This window comes from Thalassospira marina (genome assembly GCF_002844375.1).
GTDB lineage: Bacteria > Pseudomonadota > Alphaproteobacteria > Rhodospirillales > Thalassospiraceae > Thalassospira > Thalassospira marina.
The window spans coordinates 2,195,500-2,210,815 of the sequence record NZ_CP024199.1; the positions used below are offsets into that span (position 1 = coordinate 2,195,500).

The following is a 15,316-nucleotide window of genomic DNA, read 5'->3' on the forward strand; positions in this document are numbered from 1 at the left end:
AGCGGATTTTGCAAAGTCAGGGTCAGACTTCGATCAAAATATCGGTAAACAGTTCGGACGGATCCGGTTCCGGGCTGTTCTGTGCAAATTCCGCAGCTTTGGCGACCTCTGCCTTAACTTCCTTGTCGATCTCTTTGAGACCGTCTTCGTCAAGGATGTTTGCATCGATCAACAGCTTTTTGACCATGTCGATCGGGTCATGTTCCTTGCGCATCTTGTCGAGCTCGTCTTTAGTCCGGTATTTCGCCGGGTCAGACATGGAATGCCCGCGATAACGATAGGTTTTCAGCTCGAGAATGTACGGACCATTGCCTTCACGGCAATGTTTGACCGCGCGTTCACCGGCTTCCTTGACAGCAAGAACATCCATACCATCAACCTGTTCGCCCGGGATGCCATAGGCTTCACCACGCTGATAAAGGTCAGGGCTGGCCGAGTGACGCTGGGTCGAGGTGCCCATGGCGTACTGGTTGTTTTCAATGCAGTAAATAACCGGCAGCTTCCAAAGCGCAGCCATGTTGAAAGACTCATATACCTGGCCCTGGTTGACAGCACCGTCACCAAGATAGGTCAGGCAGACTTTGTCTTCGCCGCGATATTTGTAGTTAAAGGCAATACCGGTACCCAGCGGGACCTGCCCACCGACGATACCGTGACCACCGTAAAAGTTCTTTTCTTTGGAGAACATGTGCATGGAGCCGCCCTTGCCGTGAGAGTAACCACCCTCGCGACCGGTCAGTTCCGCCATGACGCCAGCGGAATCCATTCCGCAGGCCAGCATGTGCCCATGATCGCGGTAGCTGGTGATCACACCATCTTCGCCCGATGTGGCAGCCTGCATACCAACAACGACAGCTTCCTGGCCGATATAAAGGTGGCAGAAACCACCGATCAGGCCCATGCCATAAAGCTGGCCGGCCTTTTCTTCGAAACGGCGGATCAGAAGCATGTCGCGATAATATTTAAGGAGATCGTCACTGCTCGCCTGGTTGTCGGCGCGCGTCGTGGCGCGTTTGCGTTTTGTGGTCGCCATGGTTCCTCCCGGTGGATGGCTCGCTTAAGCTTCTTTGAAAAGCAGCTTAATTCGGTATTGGACCACCGAAATAACTACCCAAAACAACTGACATAAGCAAGCGATCTTGGGACGCCTAACGCCTTGTTTTGCAATGCACAATCACAAATAAACCAAGTATTGGTTAATTTAAGTTTTAACGGTTTAAATGATATTTTGTGAATTATCAGGCAGTTGGCCTATCGCATCAAAAGTGTCTCATTCCCCAGCGTCACAAATGCTATGATTTTATGAAAACAATTTTGATCAATGTGTTTTCGCCTTCGCAAACGCCAAAAAACCACAGAACAAAAGGCTTTGGCAACAAACAGGCGAAAAGCAGCAGATACAAAAACACCCCTGAAATCAGGGGTGATCGTAGCCGTTATGATGAAAGATGATGACGTCGTCGCGATTGGCCATATCAAGCATGGTACGCGCCCTTTCGTCGAGAAGGTCCGGATCCAGGCTTCCGGGTCGAAGGGCCTTCACCCGCTGCTCAAGCAATTCACGTCGCCCACGGATGTCATCGCGCAGCTTGACGATTTCATTCACCCGGTCCTGCATTGACCAATAGGCCAGAAGGCCCCTATCCCCCTCCACACTGTGGAAGATGAAATATACCATCACCGTAAAGGCAAATACCGGCGCAATGGCCTGCCGAAACCGACGAACTACCGGTGCTGATGACGACATGTCAGACTAGGCCCTAAAATTAAACAAATGCCAGTATCCGCGAAACATTTCCCAACCGATACGATAAAACAACTTTCGTTATTTCACCGTAAATCTATAGGGTTACGATGCCAAGATATAAGAACACACAATGGATGAGATGTATTTCATCACAACAAGGTAAAAAGAGTTTTAAAAACAGGGATCTTTTCCTGTCGCATTTACGATCAGTTAACAATTCGTAAATGCAAAAAGGCCACCTACAGGAGGTGGCCTTTGGCATCGGCTTCAATAAAGAAACTGATATTATTTCTTCAGGATCGAACGACCCGGGAAGCGTGCTGCCAAACCAAGCTGTTCTTCGATGCGGATCAGCTGGTTGTATTTTGCCAGACGGTCCGAACGCGACAGCGAACCGGTTTTGATCTGGCCGCAATTGGTTGCAACAGCAAGGTCGGCAATCGTTGAATCTTCGGTTTCACCCGAACGGTGCGACATAACCGCGGTGTAACCAGCGCGGTGCGCCATTTCAACGGCTTCAAGAGTTTCGCTCAGCGTACCGATCTGGTTCACTTTCACCAGGATCGAGTTGGCAACACCCTTGGCAATACCATCAGCCAAGCGCAGCGGATTGGTCACGAACAGATCGTCACCAACGAGCTGGATCTTGTTGCCGATTTCGCTGGTCAACGCAGCCCAACCATCCCAATCGTCTTCCGACATACCGTCTTCGATCGAGAAAATCGGATATTTGGCAGCAAGTTCGGCCCAGTATTTGACCATGCCTTCGGAATCGAAGGTTTTGCCTTCGCCGGCAAGAACGTATTTGCCGTCCTTGTAGAATTCGGTCGATGCGGCATCAAGTGCCAGCATCACGTCATCACCCGGGCGGTAGCCGGCAGCTTCGATCGACTTCATGACATAGCTGATCGCAGCTTCGGTCGATGCGATGTTCGGTGCAAACCCGCCTTCATCACCAACCGATGTGCTAAGACCATCAGCCGCGAGCGACTTTTTCAGGTTATGGAAAATTTCCGCGCCCATGCGAATGGCGTCGGTGCCGGATTCAGCCGAAACCGGAACGATCATGAATTCCTGAACGTCAATGGCGTTATCGGCATGTTCACCACCATTGATGATGTTCATCATCGGCACCGGAAGGGTGCGCGCATAGGAACCACCAATATAGCGATAAAGCGGCAGACCGGCTTCCTGGGCAGCTGCCTTGGCAACGGCAAGCGACACGCCAAGGATGGCATTGGCGCCGAGGCGGCTTTTGTTTGCTGTACCGTCCAGGTCAATCATGGCCTGGTCAATTTCGATCTGTTCTTCAGCATCTACGCCAGCCAGGGCTTCAAAGATTTCGCCGTTAACAGCGGAAACAGCCTTGGTAACGCCTTTGCCCAAATAGCGTTCTTCTTTGTCACGCAGTTCGACAGCTTCGTGTGCGCCGGTCGATGCACCTGACGGAACGGCGGCCCGACCAAAGGCGCCACTTTCCAGGGTTACATCAACTTCGACCGTCGGGTTGCCCCGGCTGTCCAGAATTTCGCGCCCGCGGATATCAATGATAGCGGTCATGACGAAACAATTCTCCTTACTGACATGTTGAACGGCCCCATACTGGGCCGCGTCGGTTACAGCATAAAAAAAATGCCGCCACAAATATGGCGGCACCTTATATCACGCGTCGAACATATCCAGACGAACCGGATTGGCCTTCGCGACGGCATCGAATTCCTTCAGAACCGAGAGAACTTCGGGAAGCTTGCCAAGGGGAATTTGATTGGGTCCGTCGCTGATGGCGGCGTCGGGATTGTCGTGGGTTTCGATGAACAAAGCCGCGACACCAACAGAAACAGCAGCGCGTGCAAGAACAGGTGCGAATTCGCGCTGTCCGCCTGTTGTACCACCCTGCCCGCCGGGTTGCTGGACAGAATGGGTTGCGTCAAACACAATCGGATAGCCCTGTTGGGCCATGGTGGGAAGTCCGCGGAAATCGGTTACCAGCGTGTTATAGCCAAAGCTGGTACCACGATCACAAAGCATGATGTTTTCATTGCCGGCTTCGGCAATTTTATTGGCGACATTGGCCATGTCCCACGGGGCCAGGAACTGCCCCTTCTTGACATTGATCGCCTTGCCGGTGGCGGCTGCCGCCACCAGAAGATCGGTTTGGCGGCACAGGAATGCCGGAATCTGCAAAATATCGGCAACGCGCGCAACGGCTTCACACTGATCCGGCAGGTGAATGTCGGTTACGATCGGCAAACCGGTGACATCCTTGACTTCGCCAAGAATATCAATTCCCTCGCTTAAACCCACGCCACGCTTGGATTTGTTGCTGGTACGGTTCGCCTTGTCAAACGAGCTTTTATAAACCAGCCCGATGCCCATGGCAGCAGTCAGTTCCTTAAGCGCGGTTGCCATTTCCAGCGCATGCTGGCGGCTTTCAATTGCGCAAGGCCCTGCCAGCAAGGCAAAGGGTTTGTCATTTGCAAATTCGATATTGCCGACTTTAACGGTTTTAATCGTGGTCATTTCAACATCCTTGGACGTTTGGCTGGTTCAATCAGACCAGACGGCTGCGTTCTTTGGCGGCCTTGATATAGGACACGAACAGCGGATGCGGATCCAACGGACGTGACCGGAGTTCCGGGTGGAACTGCACACCAATGAACCACGGATGATCCGGATATTCCACAATTTCCGGCAAACGGCCATCCGGTGACAGTCCAGAGAATTTCAGGCCCTTCTGTTCAAGCTGCTCAAGGAAGTTGATATTGACTTCATACCGGTGACGGTGACGTTCCAGAACCGTTTCCGAACCGTAAATCTTGCGGGCATGGGTACCGGCAACCAGTTTGCACTCGTAATTGCCAAGACGCATGGTGCCACCAAGGTCGTCTTCGCCGCTGCGGCGTTCAACGCGGCCACCATCTTTTGACCATTCGGTCATCAGGCCAACAAGCGGCACTTCGGTCGGACCGAATTCGGACGAGGATGCATTGGTAATGCCAGCCAGATTACGGGCAGCTTCCAGAACCGCCATCTGCATGCCAAAGCAGATACCGAAATACGGCACCTTGTTTTCACGGGCATAACGGGCAGCGGCAATTTTGCCTTCGGCACCGCGTTCGCCAAAGCCGCCCGGCACCATGATGGCGTCAAGCTTGCTTAGACGTTCACTAACGTTTTCGTCTTTTTCCAGATCGTCAGATGCAATCCATTCGATCTTGACGCGAACCTTGTTGGCAATACCGCCATGGGTCAGCGCTTCGGTCAGGGATTTGTAGGCATCGGGAAGCTGGATGTATTTACCAACAATACCAATGGTAACCTCACCTTCCGGGTTACGAACGATATCGCAGATATTTTCCCACGGCCCCATATCCGGGTCCTGCGCCTGCAGGCCGAAATGATGCAGAACTTCGTTATCAAGGCCGTACTTATGATAGCTGATCGGAACCTGATAAATGTTGTCAACGTCATAGGCCGGAATAACCGATGCTTCACGGACGTTACAGAAACGCGCAATCTTGCGGCGTTCATTTACCGGAATTTCGCGATCACAACGGCACAGCAGCACATCAGGCTGAATACCAAGCGACTGCAGTTCCTTGACGGAATGCTGGGTCGGTTTGGTTTTCAATTCACCAGCCGACGGAATGTAAGGCACCAGGGTCAGATGCAGGAACATGGTGCGACCATCGCCCAGTTCATTGCCCATCTGACGAATGGCTTCCAGGAACGGCAGGCTTTCAATATCGCCAACCGTACCGCCGATTTCCACAAGAACGAAATCTTCGGTCGCGTCGCTCTGGACGAATTCCTTGATGGCATCGGTGATGTGCGGAATGACCTGAACAGTCCCGCCCAGATAGTCGCCGCGACGTTCACGTGCGATAACCGACGAATAGATGCGACCCGTGGTCACGTTGTCGGAACGACGCGATGATACGCCGGTAAAACGTTCATAGTGGCCCAGATCAAGGTCCGTCTCGGCACCGTCTTCGGTGACATAAACTTCGCCATGCTGATAGGGGCTCATGGTGCCCGGATCGACGTTGATATACGGATCAAGCTTGCGCAAACGGACGGTAAAGCCACGCGCCTGAAGCGAAGCACCCAATGCAGCAGAAGCCAGGCCCTTGCCCAGCGAAGAAACCACGCCACCAGTAATGAAAATATAACGGGTCATATCCATGCCTCATCTCAAAGCACAAAGCCACGGTTACGCATATTGCAAACCGGGGAGCAAACAATTCAAAAATTGAGGCGGCAATTTTGCCGCCTCTGATATCGGTATTTAGCTATTAGCGTGTCGGCGCTGCCGGTCCGCTATCCTGTGCAGGCGCCGGGGCCGTCTTTTCCATATCGGAAGTTGCGGCCGGTGCGGGCACCTGATCCAGAATGGATGTCGGTGCGGTACGGGTATTGGTCAATAGCGCCAGGCCGAGGCTTGTGATCATGAAGGCCGCAGCCAGAATTGCGGTCGTCCGGGTCAGAAGGTTCGCGGCACTGCGCGAGCTCATGACACCAAAGTTACCGCCGCCGCTATTGCCGCCGCCAATACCAAGTCCTCCGCCTTCACTGCGCTGAACCAGAATTACGGCAATCAAGCCGATCGCAAGAAGCAGGTGGATAACCAGAATGACAGTCTGCATGGCCTCAAAACTCTTGACTTGTAAATCCGGCGGCCAGCAAATTGCTGCCTGACCGGGCAAAATTTGATGCGTGTTTAACGCGTTTTGAAACGGTTGGCTAGTATGTATTTGGCAGGTTTCAAACCATAAATTGCCAACCGGTTAAAATAACCAGCATCCCGCACAAGGCAGGACCCTAATCATCATTAAATTGTTCGGGAGGATTCCCGGCCTGAAGCAAGGAACAATCCCTCGCGCCGGGAACTTATCTTCGCTGATCACGCCCCAAATTGCAACAGTGCCTTGATGGCATCTGTTACTTTTTCGCAAAGCCCCGACAAAAGGCCAGCACAAACAAATCAGGCGACACCTTATATATGGTGTCGCCCATTAGGCGCTTTGCAATCACAAAACTGCTTATTCGCAGGCGGCAATAATACCCCAGAAATCCTCGACCTTAAGGCTGGCCCCACCAACAAGTGCGCCATCAACATTCTCAACCGCCAGAATCTCTGCCGCATTGGACGGCTTGACCGAACCGCCATAAAGAATGCGGAAGCCTTCGGCATCGGCGAAACGTTCTTTGAGTTTACGGCGGATGGCAGCGTGCATTTCTTCAACATCGGCAACAGCAGCCGTGCGGCCAGTGCCAATTGCCCACACCGGTTCATAGGCAATAACCGTGTTTTCCGCACTTGCCCCTTCCGGCAGGGAAACATCCATCTGGCCGCAAACAACGGCAATGGCAGCGCCAAGGTCGCGTTCCTGTTCGGTTTCACCCACACAGACAACGGCTGTCAAACCTGCATCATGGGCAGCAATGGTTTTCTGGCGGATAACGGTGGAACTTTCACCATGGTCAGCGCGGCGTTCGGAATGGCCAAGGATAACGTGGCTGGCGCCAATATCCGCCAGCATTGATGCCGCAATATCGCCAGTATGAGCGCCGCTTTTAACCGCATGACAATCCTGGCCGCCGGCATGAATATCGCAATGGCCCAAAACACCGACAACATCAGCCAGCAGCGTTGCCGGTGGGCACAACAAAATATCGCAGGCCGGTTTGTCAGATGCGCCCGTCAACTTTGCAGCCAGGCCACTGGCAAGGGCCAGGCCATCGGCACGCAGACAATTCATTTTCCAGTTACCGGCAATAAGGGGACGACGATCTGACATTGAAACCTTCCTTCTTTGATGGGTGATACCTGGTGATCGGGCAAAGTGGGACTGAACCACCAAATCAGGTATCAGGGCCGACTGATTATAAAAACGTTTCCTGCCCGCGTTCTAGCACGCCAGCGCATGCGGGAAAAGCCTGCTCGAACCCTCTTGCAACAGCAATTCAAACGGCTTATGCAATCGGGTGTTGCCGCCCTATCCTCCTCCCATTAAGATGCGCCACCGATCCGCACGGTTTTCACCGGTTTCCGGTACCGTTTTGGCAAAAAAAGTTGCCGGCCAACTGGCGCCGGTCCGACGCAACGAATTGTTAGGCTACGGAATATGCTTTCTGGCATTCGCACATTTTCTCAATCCATCTTTGCCAAAATTCTGTTTGGCATCATCGCGATCAGCTTTGTCGCATGGGGGCTCAAGGCCTCGATGCTAAGCCTTGGCAATTCCCGCGAAGTCGCCGAAGTTGGCAGCCAGTCTATCAGTCCTGTCGAACTTGACCGTGCTTTCAAGCGCAATATCGACAAAATGCGTCGCGTATTCGGGCCGAGCTTTGACCAGCAGCAAGCCATTCAGATGGGCCTTCTGAACAACACCGTTCAGGGCTTGGTTTCGCAGAAACTGCTTGAAGAAAATGCAAAGGACATCGGCATCGGCATTAGCGATGACAAAGTCCGCGATAACATTTTCAACAATCAGAGCTTCAAGAACGACACCACCGGCCAGTTCGACCGCCAGAAGTTCCTGCAGATTCTGTATCAAAACGGTTATAGCGAGCCGGAATTCATCGAAGGCATGCGCAGCGACCTGATGAGCCAGCAGGTTGTCGGCAGCCTGGGTGCCGCCAGCACGCCGCCCTCGCCGCTGGTTAAAACCATTGCGGCCTACCGCAATGAAGACCGCAATGGCCGTTTCGTGACCCTGGGTGACGATGATATCGACCCGATCGCAACGCCCGCTGATGACGTTCTGAAAAAATTCCATGATGAACACAGCAGCCAGTTCACCGCGCCGGAAACCCGCAATGCGACCCTGGCCCTTCTGACCGTTGACAGCCTGGCCAAGACCATGGACGTCACTGACGCAGAAGTCCTTGATGCCTACAACCAGCGCATTGGCGAATTCCAGACCCCGGAAAAACGCGCTGTCGAACAGATGCTGTTTGCACCGAACGACAAGGAAAGTGCCACCGAAGCCTATAAGGCACTGGAAAGCGGCAAGGATTTCATGGCTGTTGCCACGGAAGAAGCCGGCATGAAGGAATCTGTTGTCAAACTGGGTGAGTTCACCAAAGACAACATGCTGCCTGACCTGCGCGACACCGTATTTTCCCTGTCGGAAGACGGATATTCCCAGCCGGTTGAAACTGCCCTTGGCTGGCATATCATGCGCGTAACCTCGATTACCCCGGCACATGAACAAAGCCTGGATGAAGTACGCGAGCAGGTCGAAAACGGTGTAAAACGCCAAAAGGCCGAAGACCAGATTTTCGATATCGCAGCCCAGCTTGACGATGAACTGGGTGCAGGTACCTCGCTGAAGGATGCGGCAGACAAGGTTCATGCTGAACTTTTCACCCTGACCGACATTAAAAAAGGCCAGGATCTGGGCCATGACATTCGTGACAGCCAGGAAATCAACGCCAAGATTTACGAGCTGAATGAAGGCGATGAAAGCTTCCTGGAAGAAACGCAGAATGGCGACCGCTACGTTGTCAGCGTTACCAAAGTCACCCCGTCGGCCGTACAGCCGTTTGAAGATGTTCGTGACCAGGTAATCACTGCATGGAAGGCCGAAGAAAAACAGCGCCTTCTGTCGGAAAAGGCGGATGCGCTTGCAGCACGCATCAATGATGGCAGTGCAAAAATCGAAGCCATCGCCACCGAGCTGGACAACAGCATTGACGAAACCGGCGATACCAAGCGCGATGGACGCGGTCTTTCGGCCGATGCCAGCCCCGCCATTGCCGGTGCCCTTTTCGAGCTTGAAAAAGGCAAGGCCAAATCGGTTGTTGGTGCCAATGGCGTCGCCGTTGTCGTACTTGACGATGTCAAAGGTTCGGCCGCAGACCTTGGCAAGGATGACCCCATCGTTTCCGAACTGCAGGACAGCCTCGATCAGGATATCGTTTCGCAGTATCTGGATTATCTGCGTGATGACATTTCGGTCAGCCTTAATAACGGTGTGATCAACGGTCTTTACGCCCAGAACACCGCGAACTAAACCAACCAGACCAAACGGGGCGATCCGGCAGCGGATCGCCCTTTTTTCATTCCAGTAGCCTTTTATTTGGTTTTGATCGGATTGCCGTTATGGATATCAAACCGGATTTTGAAACATTCGCCCGCAACCACAAGGCCGGTATCGCGCAGGTTGTTTACACCTCGCTGACAGCCGATCTCGACACGCCTGTTTCCGCGTTCCTTAAACTGGCCGAAGGTTTGCCCAACACCTACCTTCTGGAATCGGTTGAAGGTGGCGCCAGCCGTGGGCGCTATTCCTTTATCGGCTTTAAACCCGATCTGATCTGGCGGTGCTTTGGCGACCGGGCGGAAATCAACCGTCGCGTCATGGCCGATGCTGATGATTTTTCCGTACAGGATCAAAAACCGCTAGATGCCCTGAAAGCCCTGATCGCGGAAAGCCACATTGACCTGCCCGACCATTTGCCGCCCATGAGTGCAGGCCTGGTCGGCTATATGGGTTATGACACCGTCCGCCTGATGGAAAAGCTGCCCGATGACAACCCGGACAACCTGAATGTGCCTGATGGCATTTTCATCCGCCCGACAGTGACGGCAAGCTTTGACACCATCGCCGATACGGTAACGGTGGTAACGCCCGTCCGCCCGGAAGCCGGAATTGACGCCCAGGCAGCCTATGACCTTGCCTGCGCACGCCTAAATGATGTTGTTCAGCATTTCCAGCGCAACCTGTTTATTGACCGGCGTTCGCGCACCGTTCCGCAGGATTTGCCGGAACCCGAAGTCAGCGTAGATGAAGCCGGGTATCACGAGATGGTTGAACGCGCGAAAGAATATATTCGCGCTGGCGATATCTTCCAGGTCGTTCTGTCGCAGCGTTATTCACTGCCCTATCGCCTGCCGCCTTTTGCCTTTTACCGGGCATTACGGCGCATCAACCCCTCGCCTTTCATGTTCTATCTTAATATTGGCGGTTTTCAGGTTGTTGGTGCCAGCCCGGAAATTCTGGTGCGGTTGCGTGATGACGAAGTGACCATTCGCCCCATCGCTGGCACCCGCAAGCGCGGCAAAACTTCCGAAGAGGATAAATTCCTCGCCCAGGACCTGCTTGATGATCCCAAGGAACGGTCCGAACATCTGATGCTGCTGGATCTGGGGCGCAATGATGTTGGTCGCGTCTCGCAACCTGGTACGGTACGTGTGACCGACCGTGAAACCATCGAATATTATTCGCATGTGATGCATATCGTTTCAAATGTAGTGGGCCAGATTGACCCGCAATATGATGCGATGGATGCGCTAAAGGCTGGTTTCCCGGCTGGCACCGTTTCTGGCGCACCGAAGGTCCGTGCCATGGAAATCATCGATGAGCTCGAACCGGTACGTCGCGGCATTTATGCCGGCTGTATTGGTTATATTTCCGCCGACGGATCGATGGATACCTGCATTGCGCTGCGTACCGCAGTCATCAAGGATGAGATGATCCACATTCAGGCTGGTGCAGGCATCGTTGTTGATAGCAAACCCGATATGGAACATCAGGAATGCCGTAACAAGGCCGGTGCCCTGATGGCAGCATGCCGCGAAGCACATCGCTTTGCCTGACGCTTACCGCTAACGTTTCAGTTTGCGCAAATAAAAAACGGCTGCCCGCCCGAAACCGGGCAGCCGTTTTTTTACTTTGGTGCGCTTGGTATACAGATAATCAGCCGGTCACCTTCACACCATTACGGCGGATGATGTCGGTCGCCGGTACAAAAATGAACCCTGCGGCCTGCATTTTGGGTATCCATTTATTCAGTGCAGCAAGCGTCAAATCACGCGGATGGCCAATCGCCACGGCATAGCCCCGCTTGCTGGCAACATGTTCAACGCGGTCCAGCATTTCGCTGATTTTGGCGGCATCATCAGCATCATCAATAAACACATCGCGTTCAATTGCCGGAACGCTGAATTTTTGCGCTTCCTGATATCCAACCGATTTGGCACTGGTTCGCGAATCAAGGAACATAAGGCCCCTTGCCTTCATCACCTGCATTACAACAGCCATCCGTTCGGGATCGGACGTAAATTTGCTACCCATATGGTTGTTAATCCCGACATAGCCGGAGAATCGATCCAGCATCCATGTCATTTCATTCAGGATCGCAACCTTGTCATAACTGGTCAAAAGCGCATGCGGCCCAGGGTCCACGACTGTTGATGTCGGCTCCATGGGCATATGGAGCATAATTTCATGCCCGCGTTTGCGCGCTGTTGCCACCTGTTCAGCAAGGTGCGTCGCATATGGCAGGTACGAAATGGTAATGGGCCCGGGTAATTCTGCTGCCCGTTCGGTACGCGGTTTATCAATCCCGGCATCATCAATCACAATGGCTATGACAGGTGCGTTACCGGTATCAGGCACGTGGGTTGCAAATTTTTGCCAGGCCAACTGTTTTTCGGCAGGCAAATCGTTTTTAGGTAACGGCGCAGGCGTGACATGAGGCTGGGGCGCAGGGTTTACCCTCGGTTCAGGGATATTTTCTCTTTCACCCTCGGGATTGGTCATATCCTCAGGCGTGCGCTCCACCATATAACCAGGGCGATTTGGCGCATCATATCCCTTGGAAAAATCCATTTTCGGCTGTTTTGCCACCGGTTTCGTGCTTGAATCCGGTTCGGGCGAATTTTTTGCAAGGTTGCTCACGGCTTCATGCGCCGCGCGGTCAAGCTCCAGCATGCTGCCTGCGGCAATCAGGGCCGACGCCGCGCCTGCAACCAGGGCTGCACCAAGCATCAGCCGTCGAAAACCACCGGGCTTTTTGCCTGTTTTTTTGCGCGCGTTCGTTTTACCGCGTGGTGCGGTCTTTTTCTTTTTTGCCGGTGTTGAGCGCCGTGCCACGCCGTATCTCCAATCCATGAAAATTTGGGTCTTGATGCCCTTGAAAATGCAAATTAGTCCTGCGCCGATAAAAGACAGATCCTTCGCCAAACGATATCTGGCAGCGCATTCTTAGCCGATCTCTGGTTAGCAGCCTGTTAAAGCCCGAAAATCACTACCGCTATCGCTTGACGTAGCGGCAAGGCCGTTTATTCTCGCCCGGTCTAAAACACAGAAGGCCTCGGGACAGCGATGTATCTGCTCATCGATAATTATGACAGCTTCACATTTAATTTGTGGCATTTTTTACGTGAACTTGGGCCCGAGGTCAAAGTTGTCCGCAACGACGAAATCAGCGTCGATGACGCGCTGGCAATGAAGCCCGAAGGAATCGTCATTTCGCCGGGCCCCTGCGACCCGGACCAGGCTGGTATCTGCGTTGATTTGATCAAGGCGGCGGCTGGCAAGGTAAAGCTTTTGGGCGTGTGCCTGGGCCATCAGGCGATCGGCGCGGCATTTGGCAGCGACGTTGTCCGTGCGCCGCACTGCATGCATGGTAAAACCGACGCCATGATCCATGAAGGCAAAAGCGTTTTCAAAGGCCTGCCCAACCCGGTGACCGCAACCCGGTATCATTCACTGGTGGTGGACCGCGCCACCCTGCCCGATTGCCTAGAAATCACCGCGCACAGCAATGACGGGCTAATTATGGGGCTACGTCATCGTACCCATGAAATACATGGTGTGCAGTTCCACCCCGAAAGCATTGCGTCGGAACACGGCCACGATCTTTTGAAAAATTTTATCGATTTCTCCGCCGCCTGAAGTGTCCGGAGCCAAAATAAAGGGAACATTCCATGTCCACGGAACATGATCTCAAGCCGACACTGGCCAAAGTTGCCACTGGTGCAACCCTGAACGAACAGGAAGCCGAACAGGCATTTGATGTTTTGATGTCCGGTCAGGCAACCCCGTCACAGATGGGGGCATTTTTGATGGCGCTGCGCCTGCGCGGTGAAACCATTGATGAAATCACAGGGGCCGCCCGTGTCATGCGGGCAAAGGCCACGGGCGTTACAGCCGCCCCCGATGCCGTTGATACATGCGGCACCGGTGGTGATGGCAGCGGCACCTATAATATCTCGACAGCCGCCGCAATTGTTGCGGCTGCCTGTGGCGCAAAAGTTGCCAAGCATGGTAACCGGGCGGCATCTTCCAAATCCGGCTCGGCCGATGTTTTGGCGGCCCTTGGCGTCAATCTTGATGCCGATATGTCGCTTCTGGAAAAGTCGCTAAAGCAGATCAATCTGTGTTTCATGATGGCCCCGCGCCATCATTCGGCCGTGCGTCACGTTATGCCGACGCGTGTGGAAATGGGCACACGCACCATTTTCAACCTGCTTGGCCCGCTTGCCAACCCGGCAAAAACCAAACGCCAGGTGATTGGCGTTTTCGCCAAAGACTGGGTCGAACCGATTGCCCATGTGCTTAACCGGCTTGGGTCCCAGCATGCATGGGTTGTGCATGGCGATAGCGGCCTTGACGAAATTTCCGTTACCGGCCCGACCTTCGTCGCTGAGGTCAAGGATGGTTCCGTCACCACCTTTGAAATCAATCCGCAGGATTACGGTATCGCCCTGTCCACGATTGATGAACTGAAAGGCGGCGATGCGCACACCAACGCCACGGCGATCCAGGAATTGCTGGCTGGCAAAAAAAGCGCCTATCGCGATATTGTTCTGCTTAATGCTGCCGCCGCCCTTGTGGTAACCGGGGTTGCCAAAGATATTGCCGATGGTATTGGCCGGTGCGAAACCGCGATTGACAATGGTAGTGCTGCCAAAACACTCGAACAGTTGGTGGTAATCTCGAATGAAGGAAACGCGGCATGAGCGACGTTCTTGAAAAAATCTGCAACGACAAACGCGATCATGTCAGCGCCTGCAAAGCCCGTAAATCGCTGGCAGAGCTTTCTGCTGCGGCGGCAGCGCAGTCTGCTCCGCGTGGTTTTATCGCGTCACTTGAAAAATCAATTGCCGCTGGCCGCTATGGGCTGATTGCCGAAATCAAAAAGGCATCGCCATCAAAGGGACTGATCCGGGCTGATTTCAACCCGCCTGCACTGGCACAGGCCTACCAGGCTGGTGGGGCAAGCTGCCTTTCGGTTCTTACCGATATTCCCTATTTTCAGGGTGACGATTCCTATCTGGTGGCGGCGCGTGCCGCGGTTGACCTGCCAGTATTGCGCAAGGATTTCATGATTGACCCCTATCAGGTGACCGAAGCCCGCGCGCTTGGTGCGGACTGCATCTTACTGATCATGGCCGCCCTTGAAGACAGTCAGGCAGCAGAGCTGGAATCCCTCGCCCATGAGCTGGGTATGGATGTTCTGGTCGAGGTGCATAACGCACCGGAACTTGAGCGCGCGCTTAAACTGAAATCAAAGCTGATCGGCATAAACAACCGAAATCTAAAGACTTTGGAAGTTTCACTGACAACGACCGAACAGCTTGCAGCAATGGTTGACGATGATCGTTTGCTGGTCGCGGAAAGCGGCATTTTCACCCCGGCCGATCTCGAACGCATGGGCAAGGTTGGTGCAAAATGCTTCCTGATTGGTGAAAGCCTGATGCGCCAGGATGACGTTGAGGCAGCAACACGCACCCTGTTGGCTAAACCCGCCTGACGGATTGTGCGATCTGAC

At 53.6% G+C, this 15,316-nt stretch carries 13 protein-coding genes; 5 read left to right on the plus strand and 8 right to left on the minus strand.

The annotated features are described in order from the left end of the window. Nucleotides 1-22: 22 nt before the first annotated feature. The 7 genes from pdhA to tpiA all read right to left on the minus strand — a co-directional run bounded on the left by pdhA (nt 23) and on the right by tpiA (nt 7,548). Nucleotides 23-1,033 carry a pyruvate dehydrogenase (acetyl-transferring) E1 component subunit alpha gene (pdhA, locus tag CSC3H3_RS10055; RefSeq protein WP_101269651.1) on the minus strand — a complete coding sequence of 337 codons (1,011 nt, stop codon included), beginning with the start codon at nt 1,031-1,033 and terminating at the stop codon, nt 23-25. Nucleotides 1,034-1,417: 384 nt separating this feature from the next. Next, a complete protein-coding gene (locus tag CSC3H3_RS10060; RefSeq protein WP_245881363.1) occupies nt 1,418-1,747 on the minus strand; it encodes an FtsB family cell division protein in 330 nt (109 codons plus the stop codon). A gap of 285 nt (nt 1,748-2,032) precedes the next feature. Then, a complete protein-coding gene (gene eno / locus CSC3H3_RS10065) occupies nt 2,033-3,307 on the minus strand; it encodes a phosphopyruvate hydratase (RefSeq protein WP_101269650.1) in 1,275 nt (424 codons plus the stop codon). 102 nt (nt 3,308-3,409) lie between these two features. Beyond that, complete coding sequence (gene kdsA, locus CSC3H3_RS10070; protein ID WP_101269648.1) at nt 3,410-4,267, minus strand: 3-deoxy-8-phosphooctulonate synthase; 858 nt, start codon at nt 4,265-4,267, stop codon at nt 3,410-3,412. A gap of 31 nt (nt 4,268-4,298) precedes the next feature. Then, nucleotides 4,299-5,927, minus strand: a complete 1,629-nt coding sequence (locus CSC3H3_RS10075; protein ID WP_101269646.1) for a CTP synthase — start codon at nt 5,925-5,927, stop codon at nt 4,299-4,301. Between the two features lie 115 nt (nt 5,928-6,042). Then, the gene (gene secG / locus CSC3H3_RS10080; protein WP_101269645.1) at nt 6,043-6,393 is read right to left on the minus strand and encodes a preprotein translocase subunit SecG; all 351 of its coding nucleotides are present in this window, start codon (nt 6,391-6,393) and stop codon (nt 6,043-6,045) included. Between the two features lie 396 nt (nt 6,394-6,789). Further along, nucleotides 6,790-7,548 (minus strand): triose-phosphate isomerase, encoded by a 759-nt coding sequence (gene tpiA / locus CSC3H3_RS10085; protein WP_101284739.1) that lies wholly within the window; start codon nt 7,546-7,548, stop codon nt 6,790-6,792. A gap of 327 nt (nt 7,549-7,875) precedes the next feature. Here tpiA and CSC3H3_RS10090 point away from each other — a divergent pair, with 327 nt between their 5' ends. Continuing rightward, nucleotides 7,876-9,768, plus strand: coding sequence for a SurA N-terminal domain-containing protein (locus tag CSC3H3_RS10090; RefSeq protein WP_101284740.1), 1,893 nt, complete (start codon nt 7,876-7,878; stop codon nt 9,766-9,768). An 89-nt stretch (nt 9,769-9,857) separates the two neighbouring features. Next, entirely contained in the window at nt 9,858-11,354 is a 1,497-nt protein-coding gene (gene trpE / locus CSC3H3_RS10095; protein ID WP_101284741.1) for an anthranilate synthase component I, read from the plus strand. A 100-nt stretch (nt 11,355-11,454) separates the two neighbouring features. Here the strand turns inward: trpE and CSC3H3_RS10100 are convergent, their stop codons facing one another. Next, a complete protein-coding gene (locus CSC3H3_RS10100) occupies nt 11,455-12,633 on the minus strand; it encodes a divergent polysaccharide deacetylase family protein (protein WP_101271559.1) in 1,179 nt (392 codons plus the stop codon). A 231-nt stretch (nt 12,634-12,864) separates the two neighbouring features. Here CSC3H3_RS10100 and CSC3H3_RS10105 point away from each other — a divergent pair, with 231 nt between their 5' ends. The 3 genes from CSC3H3_RS10105 to trpC are packed head-to-tail and all read left to right on the plus strand — an operon-like array spanning nt 12,865 to nt 15,298. Beyond that, nucleotides 12,865-13,437 carry an anthranilate synthase component II gene (locus CSC3H3_RS10105; RefSeq protein WP_101284742.1) on the plus strand — a complete coding sequence of 191 codons (573 nt, stop codon included), beginning with the start codon at nt 12,865-12,867 and terminating at the stop codon, nt 13,435-13,437. 32 nt (nt 13,438-13,469) lie between these two features. Continuing rightward, on the plus strand, nt 13,470-14,504 hold the full coding sequence (gene trpD / locus CSC3H3_RS10110; RefSeq protein ID WP_101271470.1) for an anthranilate phosphoribosyltransferase: 1,035 nt from the start codon (nt 13,470-13,472) through the stop codon (nt 14,502-14,504). After that, entirely contained in the window at nt 14,501-15,298 is a 798-nt protein-coding gene (gene trpC / locus CSC3H3_RS10115; RefSeq protein ID WP_101284743.1) for an indole-3-glycerol phosphate synthase TrpC, read from the plus strand. The genes trpD and trpC overlap by 4 nt, the downstream gene beginning before the upstream one ends. The last annotated feature ends 18 nt before the right edge of the window (nt 15,299-15,316 follow it).